The 9033-nt window shown below is 73.9% G+C and carries 7 protein-coding genes; 3 read left to right on the plus strand and 4 right to left on the minus strand.

The window, feature by feature from the left end; genetic code table 11:
- Positions 1–166 precede the first annotated feature (166 nt).
- From ACSNOH_RS30920 to ACSNOH_RS30935, 4 genes are all read right to left on the minus strand, one after another.
- On the minus strand, positions 167–2653 hold the full coding sequence (locus tag ACSNOH_RS30920) for an RNA degradosome polyphosphate kinase (protein ID WP_436724762.1): 2487 nt from the start codon (positions 2651–2653) through the stop codon (positions 167–169).
- Between the two features lie 373 nt (positions 2654–3026).
- Positions 3027–4037, minus strand: a complete 1011-nt coding sequence (locus ACSNOH_RS30925; RefSeq protein WP_436724763.1) for a hypothetical protein — start codon at positions 4035–4037, stop codon at positions 3027–3029.
- Positions 4034–5005 carry an ABC transporter ATP-binding protein gene (locus ACSNOH_RS30930; protein ID WP_436724764.1) on the minus strand — a complete coding sequence of 324 codons (972 nt, stop codon included), beginning with the start codon at positions 5003–5005 and terminating at the stop codon, positions 4034–4036. Before ACSNOH_RS30930 ends, ACSNOH_RS30925 begins: the two co-directional genes overlap by 4 nt.
- Positions 5006–5029: 24 nt before the next feature.
- Positions 5030–5437, minus strand: a complete 408-nt coding sequence (locus tag ACSNOH_RS30935) for a GntR family transcriptional regulator (RefSeq protein ID WP_436724765.1) — start codon at positions 5435–5437, stop codon at positions 5030–5032.
- Positions 5438–5783: 346 nt separating this feature from the next.
- Here ACSNOH_RS30935 and ACSNOH_RS30940 point away from each other — a divergent pair, with 346 nt between their 5' ends.
- From ACSNOH_RS30940 to ACSNOH_RS30950, 3 genes are all read left to right on the plus strand, one after another.
- Positions 5784–6893 carry a S1C family serine protease gene (locus ACSNOH_RS30940; RefSeq protein ID WP_436724766.1) on the plus strand — a complete coding sequence of 370 codons (1110 nt, stop codon included), beginning with the start codon at positions 5784–5786 and terminating at the stop codon, positions 6891–6893.
- Positions 6894–6960: 67 nt separating this feature from the next.
- Positions 6961–7716 (plus strand): response regulator transcription factor, encoded by a 756-nt coding sequence (locus ACSNOH_RS30945; RefSeq protein WP_436724767.1) that lies wholly within the window; start codon positions 6961–6963, stop codon positions 7714–7716.
- The coding region (locus ACSNOH_RS30950; RefSeq protein ID WP_436724768.1) for a sensor histidine kinase at positions 7713–9033 on the plus strand (1321 nt) is incomplete at its 3' end. The genes ACSNOH_RS30945 and ACSNOH_RS30950, both read left to right, overlap by 4 nt.

The following is a 9033-nucleotide window of genomic DNA, read 5'->3' on the forward strand; positions in this document are numbered from 1 at the left end:
GGCGGCGGGGCGCACGGCCGGGTACTTCGTCATCATCATGTCCTGCCCCCCGGCGGTGTCCCTGAGCGAATCCGTAAATGAATCCGTGAGCGGATCCGTAAGTGAACCCGTGAGCGGATCCGTAAGTGAATCCGTGCGCGCAGTGGTGTCCGTGCCGCCCGCCGGGTCAAGGGGTGGGTGAGCCACGCCGGCGCCTCCGGGCGTCTATGAGCATCTCCTGGACGTTCCGCAGCGGCTGCCCGTCGCCGTCCGTCGCGTGCCGCGTCCAGCCGCCGTCGGGGCCGAGGTGCCAGGAGGCCGTGGAATCGGACATGCCGGCCTCCAGCAGCCGGCTGAGGGAGGCCCGGTGCGCGGGGTCGGTGACGCGGACGAGGGCCTCGATGCGGCGGTCGAGGTTGCGGTGCATCATGTCGGCGCTGCCGAGCCACACCTCGGGCTCGCCGCCGTTACCGAAGGCGAAGACCCGCGAGTGCTCCAGGAAGCGGCCGAGGACGCTGCGGACGCGGATGTTCTCCGACAGGCCCGGCACGCCGGGCCGCAGGGCGCAGATGCCGCGCACCCACACGTCGACGGGCACGCCGGCCCGGGCGGCGCGGTAGAGGGCGTCGATGACGGTCTCGTCGACCATCGAGTTGACCTTGATGCGAATGGACGCGGGCCGCCCGGCGCGGTGGTGCGCGACCTCCTTGGCGATACGGGCGACGAGCCCGTCGCGCAGGGATCTCGGGGCGACGAGCAGCCGGCGGTAGCTCTCGCGGCGCGAGTAGCCGGACAGCCGGTTGAAGAGGTCGGAGAGGTCCGCGCCGACCTGCGGGTCGGCGGTGAGCAGGCCGAGGTCCTCGTAGAGCCGGGCGGTCTTGGGGTGGTAGTTGCCGGTGCCGACGTGCGAGTAGCGGCGCAGGGTGTCGCCCTCCTGCCGCACGACCAGCGACAGCTTGCAGTGCGTCTTCAGGCCCACCAGCCCGTAGACGACGTGGCAGCCCGCCTCCTCCAGCTTGCGCGCCCACTTGATGTTGGCCTGCTCGTCGAAGCGCGCCTTGATCTCGACGAGGACGAGCACCTGCTTGCCCGACTCGGCCGCGTCTATCAGGGCGTCGACGATGGGCGAGTCGCCGGAGGTGCGGTAGAGCGTCTGCTTGATGGCGAGGACGTCCGGGTCGGCGGCGGCCTGCTCCAGGAAGGCCTGCACGGAGGTCGAGAACGAGTCGTACGGGTGGTGCAGCAGCACGTCGCGCTCGCGCAGGGCGGCGAAGATGTCGGGCGCGGAGGCCGACTCGACCTCGGCGAGGTCGCGGTGGGTGCCGGCGACGAACTTGGGGTACTTGAGCTCGGGCCGGTCCAGGGCGGCGATGCGGAAGAGCGCGGTCAGGTCGAGCGGGCCGGGCAGCGGGTAGACCTCGGCGTCGGAGATCTTCAGCTCGCGGACGAGGAGGTCGAGCACGTACGGGTCGATGGTCTCCTCGACCTCCAGCCGCACGGGCGGGCCGAAGCGGCGCCGCATGAGCTCCTTCTCCAGGGCCTGCAGCAGGTTCTCCGCGTCGTCCTCCTCGACCTCCAGGTCCTCGTTCCGCGTCACGCGGAACATGTGGTGCGCGAGCACCTCCATGCCGGGGAAGAGCTCCTCCAGGTGCGCGGCGATGACGTCCTCCAGGGGGACGTAGCGCTGCGGGGAGGCCTCCAGGAAGCGGGAGAGGATCGGCGGCACCTTGACCCGGGCGAAGTGGTCGTGCCCGCTGACCGGGTTGCGGACGACGACGGCCAGGTTGAGGGAGAGGCCCGAGATGTACGGGAAGGGGTGCGCGGGGTCGACGGCCAGCGGCGTCAGCACGGGAAAGATCTGCTGCCGGAAGAGGGTGAAGAGGCGGCCCTGCTCCTTGTCGGTCAGCTCGTTCCAGCGGATGAGGTGGATGCCCTCGTCGGCGAGCGCGGGGGCGACGTCCTGCTGGTAGCAGGCGGCGTGCCGGGCCATGAGCTCGCGCGAGCGGGTCCAGATCAGCTCCAGCACCTCGCGCGGCTGCAGCCCGGAGGCGGAGCGGGTGGCCACGCCGGTGGCGATGCGGCGCTTGAGGCCGGCGACGCGCACCATGAAGAACTCGTCCAGGTTGCTCGCGAAGATCGCGAGGAAGTTGGCGCGTTCGAGGAGGGGCGTCTCCGGGTCCTCGGCCAGCTCCAGGACGCGCTCGTTGAACGCCAGCCAGCTGCGCTCGCGGTCCAGGAAGCGGCCCTGCGGGAGGGGGCCGTCGGCGTGCGGGGCGCCGGCGGCGTCCCGGCCGGCCTCGCCGTCGGGGCGGGGGCCGTACGCGTCGTGCCTGTACGCGTCGCGCCCGTACCCGTTGTGTCCGTACGCGTCGCTTCCGTAGTCGTCGTACCCGTCGTACGTGTCGTACGCGTCGCGGCCGTACGGGCCGAGGTCGGCGTCCAGGTCGGGCTCCAGGCCCGGGGAGGCGACGGGATCGGCGACGGCGTACGGCCGGTGCGCGGCGATCGAGCCGACGGACGGCTGCGGGTTGCCGTAGGCCTCGGTGAGGCGGTCGCCGGAGGCCGGGCGGTCGCCGGAACCGGTGCGGCCGTTGCGGGCCCGGCGGCCGGTGACGTCGTCGCTGCGGTCGCCGTGCTGCTGCTCATGGGCCTGTGCGCGGGACGACTGGGTCATGTACCCATGGTGCCGCGCCGGGGGCGGGCCGGGCGCGCCGACGGCCGGCGCGGCGGGGGCGGCGCGGAGCCTTCGAGCGGGTGCGGGGGGCACGGCGGGCTGCATTCCGCAAGGCTCGCAACCGCGGTTGAATCACGGGTAACGCCCACATGGCGCGTGGGTGCCTTCCGGCGGATCTGCGTCACGGGGTGCGGCGCGTGCGCCGCCGCCGGCTGCCCCCCCCTCGCGGCATCCGGCCACCACGGCCGGAATGCTTCCCTGATCCGCCCGCGGCGAACCGTATCCCGGGCGGACCGCCCCGCGGCCCGCGGCCCGCGGCTCAGGCCAGGCAGGCCAGGTCAGGTCAGGTCAGGTCAGGTCAGGTCAGGTCAGCTCAGGGCGAGACGCGGCGCAGCCACCACACCGCGGCCCCGGTGAGGACTGCCGCCGCGGCCGTCAGGAGGCCCGCCTGGGCCCACTGCAGGGACCAGAAGTGCGCGGCCGGGTGGTAGTCGACGTACCAGCCGGTGCCGCCGTTGCGGGTCAGGCACTGCTCGGGCCAGGGCAACGTGGCGCAGCCGGGCTCGGGCAGGCGCCCGCCCGACGCGGTGGTCATCCCCCGCTCGTAGACCCAGGCATCGGCGCCGGCGGGGCCGGGGGCCTGCCGGCCCGGGCTCGTCAGGGCGCCCACGAGGTGGGGCCGCACGGCGCTCAGCGGCCAGTACGCGGCCACGCACGCGGCGGCGGCGACGGCCATGGCGGGCAGGGTGCGCCGCACCAGCAGCCCGGTCAGCGCCCCGAGCGCCGCACCGGCCAGGGTGCCCGCGACGGGCGCGGGCCCGAGCGCGTCGAAGGACTCGTACCAGCGGAAGCCCTCCACCAGCTCGCCGGAGGCGACGCCGGCCACGGACCGCCAGGCCCAGGTGTACGCCGCGGAGAGCGCCGAGACCCCCGCGAGCAGGGCGGCGACCGGCAGGCCCAGCTTCGCGGCGAACCAGCGCAGCGGCGGGACGGACTGCGTCCACGCCACCTTGTACATGCCGCTCTCCAGCTCCCGCGCGATCACGGGCCCCGCCACGAACAGCCCGGCCAGGACAGGCAGGAACGTCAGCAGGAGGCCGTTGGAGAAGAGGAGGTCACCGTAGCCGGTCCGGAAGCCTTCGACGGCCGCCTGCTGCCGGGCGAAGCACTGGCCGGCCGGCGGGCAGGGCCGGTCGAGGCCGTGCCGGGCCACGTAGTCGGTCATCGCGCCGCGCAGCCACAGCAGTTCGGCGCAGAGGACGGCGAGCACGGCGAGCGCGATCCAGGCGGTGGTGCGGTGCCGGCGCCAGACAACCCATGCCGTTCCGGCGGTCCTCGTCCGGCGCGCGGCCGGGGCGATGCGGGTGACGGTCGCGGTGCTCACGCGGCCACCTCCGGCCGGCGCGGCGAGCCCTCGGCGTGCAGCCGCTGGAGCGTGCGCGGCTCCGCGCTGGGGGTGAGGAGAGCAGGCGCGTCGGGGGCGCGCAGGTGGGCGAGGAGGAGCTCCTCCAGGGAGGGTTCGGTGGCGCGCCACTGCCCGGCGACGGGGCCGTCGGTCCGGACGAGGGCGGTCAGCTGACGCCCGGTGGTGCGGGCCTCGACGACGGTGTGCATGGCGAACTCGCGCGGCAGGCCCGGCCCTTCGTGCCGGCCGACGAGGACGGTGTGCGCGGCGAGCAGGTCCTCGACCTCGCCCGCGAGCCGGACCCGGCCGCCGGCTATCAGCAGCAAGTAGTCGCAGACGCCTTCCAGTTCGGCGAGGACGTGGGAGGCGATGACGACGGTGGTGGCGTTCTCGGCGGCCTGAGCCATGAGGGCCGCGGTCATCTCGTGCCGTACGAGCGGGTCGAGGTCGGCCATCGGCTCGTCGAGCAGCAGGACGTCGGGGCGCTTGCCGAAGGCGAGGGCCAGGGCCACGCGGGTGCGCTGGCCGCCGGAGAGGTCGCCGATGCGGGCCCCGGAGGACAGCCCGCCGTCGGCGACCGTGCGCTCGGCGGCGGCCTGGTCCCAGCGGCCGGGGTTGAGCTCGCGGCCCATGCGGAGGGTGTCGGCGATCGTGAACTGCGGGTAGAGCGGCTTGTCCTGGGAGAGGTAGGCGACGCGCGGGCGCACGTCCGCGGAGCCCGGGCGGCCGCCGAAGACGGTGAGCGAGCCCTCCGTGGGGCGGCGGAGCCCGGCGGCGAGCGACAGCAGCGTGGACTTGCCCGCGCCGTTGGGCCCGACGAGCGCGCAGACCCGGCCCGCGGGCAGCCGGAAGGAGCAGTCCCGCAGCGCCCACCGGCGCCGGAACCTCATGCCGAGGCCGACCGCCTCCACGGCGGTCCGCTCGGGCTGAAACGTCAGGCCGGTCATCCACTCCCCCTGCAGTTGTGCGTGCTACGCGTTTCCATCGGCCCCCGCGGCCCCGTCGAACCCTTCCTCCAGGACGGAGGCGAGCAGCGCGGCTACGTCCTCCCGGTCGAGGCCGGCCTCGCGGGCGCGGTGCATCCAGTCGGCCAGCTCGGCCCGCAGCGGCGACCCGGCGGCGGCCTGCGGCCGGGCCAGCGACCTGCGCACGAACGTCCCGAGCCCGGGCCGCGCCTCGACCAGCCCCTCGCGGTCGAGCTCGCGGTAGGCCTTCAGGACGGTGTTGGGGTTGATCGCCGTGGCCGCGACGACCTCCTTGGCCGTGGGCAGCTTGTCCCCCGGCGCGAGCAGCCCCAGCCGGAGGGCCTGCTTGACCTGCTGGACGATCTGCAGGTACGTGGCGACCCCGCTGCGCCGGTCGATGCGGAACTCGACCACGCGGGCCCCTTTCACTACTTGACTAGTGAAAGGGTGCGGGACGGGGGCGCGCCCTGTCAAACGGGGGCCTCGTGCGGCACCCGCGCAGGGCGGCCGGACGGTGCCCGCGTCCTGAGGGCCGCCCCACCGTGCCGGCAGGGGCTGCGGCCCTCCTCGACAGCACTACGCAGCCTCCGCTCGCTGCGGACGAGCGCGCGGGCCGCGAGAGCGCACGAAGGCTGCCTGCCTCCTGCGTACGCCCGGCCCCGTCCGCCTCATGCGGCCTTATATCGAGCGAACAGACTTCTCGGGCCGTTTTCAGTGGCCCCTCAGACAGTTCTCATGTTCGGGCCGCAGAGTCGGCGGCATGACGGACAACACTCGCCCCTATGGCGCCCAGGCCCAGGAACCCCAGCCGCAGCAGCCCTACGCGTACCCCCGGCCTCCCGCGTACCCGCCGCGGCAGCCGGTCACCACCGCCAGTGGTGTGACCGTCTGGCCCGGCGACGGGGCGGGTGGTGCCGGGGGCGGCGGGAGCCGGTACGCCGGGTTCGCCGAGCCGCAGCCGGAGCCCGCGGCGTCCGGTCACCGCGGTGGCCGGGGCGGCGCCCGCGGGGCCGGCACACTGCTCGCCGCCGTCGCGGTCGTCGCCGCGCTCGTCGGCGGCGGGTCGGCGGCCCTGGTGAGCGGGCTGACCGGCCGGGACGGCGGCAGCAGCCACTCGACGCCCGTCCAGAACGCCTCCTCCAAGAGCGCGGGCGGCGTCGCCGCCGTCGCCAAGGCCGTGAGCCCGAGCATCGTGGAGATCAAGGCCACGACCACCAGCGGCCGCTCCACCGGCTCCGGCGTCGTCATCACCGGCGACGGCGAGATCATCACCAACAACCACGTCATCGCGGGCGCCGACACCGTGCAGGTCGCCTTCAGCGACGGCAGCGCGAAGACCGCCAAGGTGGTCGGCACCGACCCCGGCAAGGACCTCGCCCTGATCAAGGTGCAGGGCGCGAGCGGGCTCAAGGCGGCCGCCCTGGGCGATTCCGGCAAGGTCCGGGTCGGCGACGAGGTCGTCGCGATCGGCTCCCCCGAGGGCCTCACCGGCACCGTCACCAGCGGCATCGTCTCCGCCCTCAACCGCGACGTGACCGTCTCCAAGGAGGAGGGGCGCGGCGGGCAGCAGCGCGGCGTCCCGCAGTGGCCCTTCGAGTTCGGCGGCAACCAGTACAACGGCGACACCGGCTCCGCCAAGACCACCTACAAGGCCATCCAGACCGACGCCTCCCTCAACCCCGGCAACTCCGGCGGCGCCCTCATCAACATGAACGGCGAGATCATCGGCATCAACTCGGCCATGTACGCGCCCGCTTCCGGCGGCGGGTCCGGTGAATCCGCGGGCAGCGTCGGCCTCGGCTTCGCCATCCCCGTCGACACCGTCAAGGCGGACCTGGCCAAACTGCGAGCGGGTGGCAGCAACGGCTGAGCGCACGGCCGTGCGAGGCTGAGAAGCGCCCTGACCGCAGCAAGACCGCACCCGTGAGGTACCGCAGATGAGCCCCGCCGACCACGGCGACCAGCCCGCCCGCATCCTGATCGTGGACGACGAGCCCGCCGTCCGCGAGGCCCTGCGCCGCAGCCTCGCCTTCGAGGGGTACGCCACCGAGCTGGCCGTCGACGGCCTCGACGCGGTCGCCAAGACCGCCTCGTACGATCCGGAGCTGATCGTGCTGGACGTCCTCATGCCCCGCATGGACGGCCTCACCGCCGCCCGCCGCCTGCGCGCCTCCGGCGTCACCGTGCCCATCCTCATGCTGACCGCCCGCGACACCGTCGGCGACCGCGTCACCGGCCTGGACGCCGGTGCCGACGACTACCTCGTCAAGCCCTTCGAGCTGGACGAGCTCCTCGCCCGCATCCGGGCCCTGCTGCGCCGCAGCGCCTACGCCGCGGCCGCGCCCGCCGCCTCCGCCGTCCTCTCCTTCGCCGACCTGCGGATGAACCTCGACACGCGCGAGGTCACGCGCGGCGGCCGCGCCGTCGAGCTGACCCGTACGGAGTTCACGCTCCTGGAGCTGTTCCTCGCCCACCCGCGGCAGGTCCTCACCCGCGAGCAGATCCTCAAGGCCGTGTGGGGCTTCGAGTTCGAGCCGTCCTCCAACTCCCTGGACGTGTACGTCATGTACCTGCGCCGCAAGACCGAGGCCGGCGGCGAACCGCGCCTCGTGCACACCGTGCGGGGCGTGGGCTACGTCCTGCGGGCGGACACCCTGCAGGCGGACAACCTGCAGGCGGACGGCGCCGAGTGATCGCGAGATTCCGGCGGCTGCCGCTGCGCTCCCGGCTGGCGCTGCTCACCGCGGCCGCCGTCGCCGTCGCCGTGGCCGCCGCGGCCGCCGCCTGCTGGCTGGTCACCCGGCAGGAGCTGGAGCACCAGCGCGACACGACCCTGACGAGCGTCCGCGCGGACGACGCCACCGTCAAGACGCTCCTGCGCAACTGCGGGTCCGTGCCCAGCGGGCCGTCCACGCTCTTCCGGCCCTACACCGTCCAGATCATCACGGGTGAGGGCTTCGTCTGCTCCACGGTGGGGAAGTCGCCCATCGAGGTGGAGGCTGAAGACCTGCTCGTCGCCCAGCGGCAGCAGGACCAGGCCCTGCACGACGCGGTCGCCCGCGACGGCACGGAGATGCGGGTCGCGACCTCGCCCGGCCCCGTCCCCGGTACGGCCGTCTCCATCGCCCAGCCCTTGCGTGAGATCGACCGGCCCCTGAATGCCCTGGCCGCCGTCCTTGCTGTTGCTGCCGGTGTCGGTGTTCTCCTTGCCGCCACCGCCGGCGCGTGGATCGCCCGTGCCGGGCTGCGGCCCGTCGACCGGCTCACCGGCGCCGTCGAGCACATCGCCCGCACGGAGGATCTGGCCGTGCGCATCCCCGTCGAGGGCGAGGACGAGATCGCCCGCCTGTCGCGCTCCTTCAACGCGATGACCGCGGCGCTCGCCTCCTCCCGGGACCGGCAGCAGCAGCTCATCGCCGACGCGGGGCACGAGTTGCGGACGCCGCTCACCTCGTTGCGCACCAATATCGATCTGCTGGTGCGGAGCGAATCGACCGGGCGGGCGATTCCGGCCGAGGACCGTAAGGAACTGCTCGCCAGCGTACGGGCGCAGATGGCCGAGCTGGCCGCGCTCATCGGTGATCTGCAGGAGCTGTCCCGGCCGGATGCGGGGCCCGGGAGCGAGCCCGTGCAGGTCATCGCCCTGCACGAGGCGGCCGAGCGGGCGGTGGAGCGGGCGCGGCTGCGGGGAGCGGGGCTGGAGTTCCGGGTGCGGCTGGAGAGCTGGTACGTGCGGGGGGAACCGGCCGCGCTGGAGCGGGCGCTGGTGAACCTGCTGGACAACGCGGTGAAGTTCAGCCCGGCGGGTGGGGTGGTGGAGGTGTCGCTGTCCGGCGTGACTGGTGAGCTCACCGTTCGGGACCACGGGCCGGGGATCGCCCCGGACGAGCTTCCGCACGTCTTCGAACGCTTCTGGCGTTCGCCGTCGGCCCGGAGCATGCCGGGGAGCGGGCTGGGGTTGTCGATTGTTGCCCGGACGGTGCGGCAGGCGGGGGGTGTGGTGGATCTGC

The organism is Streptomyces sp. URMC 127, assembly GCF_051386535.1.
Lineage (GTDB): Bacteria > Actinomycetota > Actinomycetes > Streptomycetales > Streptomycetaceae > Streptomyces.